Genomic DNA, 898 nt, shown 5'->3' with positions numbered 1-898 from the left:
GCCACCCTCGAGGGCGTGCGTAACGAGCTGCAGCGCCAGTACGTTGCCCAGGGCCGCTACTCGGCCACCGTCGACACCGAAGTGGTGCCGCAGCCGCGCAACCGCGTCGGCCTGAAGGTCAACATCAACGAAGGCACCGTGGCGGCCATCCAGCACATCAACGTGGTGGGCAACACGGTGTTCCCGGATGAAGACCTGATCGACCTGTTCGAGCTCAAGACCACCAACTGGCTGTCGTTCTTCAAGAACGACGACAAGTACGCCCGTGAAAAACTCTCCGGTGACCTGGAGCGCCTGCGTTCCTACTACCTGGACCGTGGCTACATCAACATGGACATCGCTTCGACCCAGGTGTCCATCACCCCGGACAAGAAGCACGTCTACATCACCGTCAACGTCAACGAAGGCGAGAAGTACACCGTTCGCGACGTCAAGCTCAGCGGTGACCTGAAGGTTCCCGAGGACCAGGTCAAGTCGCTGTTGCTGGTACAGAAGGGCCAGGTGTTCTCGCGCAAGCTGATGACCACCACCTCCGAGCTGATCACCCGCCGCCTGGGTAACGAGGGCTACACCTTCGCCAACGTCAACGGCGTGCCGCAGCCGCACGATGAAGACCATACCGTCGACATCACGTTCGCCGTGGACCCGGGCAAGCGCGCCTACGTCAACCGCATCAACTTCCGTGGCAACACCAAGTCCGAGGACGAAGTGCTGCGCCGTGAAATGCGCCAGATGGAAGGTGGCTGGGCGTCGACCTACCTGATCGACCAGTCCAAGACCCGCCTGGAGCGCCTGGGCTTCTTCAAGGAAGTCAACGTCGAGACACCGGCCGTGCCGGGCGTCGATGACCAGGTCGATGTGAACTACAGCGTCGAAGAGCAGGCTTCCGGCTCGATCA

The 898-nt window shown here is 61.5% G+C and carries 1 protein-coding gene; it reads left to right on the top strand.

Going from position 1 to position 898, the window contains the following annotated elements:
• Nucleotides 1-898, top strand: an 898-nt coding sequence (bamA, locus tag J4E53_RS30520) for an outer membrane protein assembly factor BamA (protein ID WP_103311427.1), incomplete at both ends; no start/stop codon positions are given.

Source organism: Pseudomonas sp. FW305-28 (assembly GCF_017351395.1).
In the GTDB taxonomy this organism is placed as follows: Bacteria; Pseudomonadota; Gammaproteobacteria; order Pseudomonadales; family Pseudomonadaceae; genus Aquipseudomonas; species Aquipseudomonas fluorescens_AA.
This window is presented reverse-complemented; position numbering and strand designations above follow the sequence as displayed.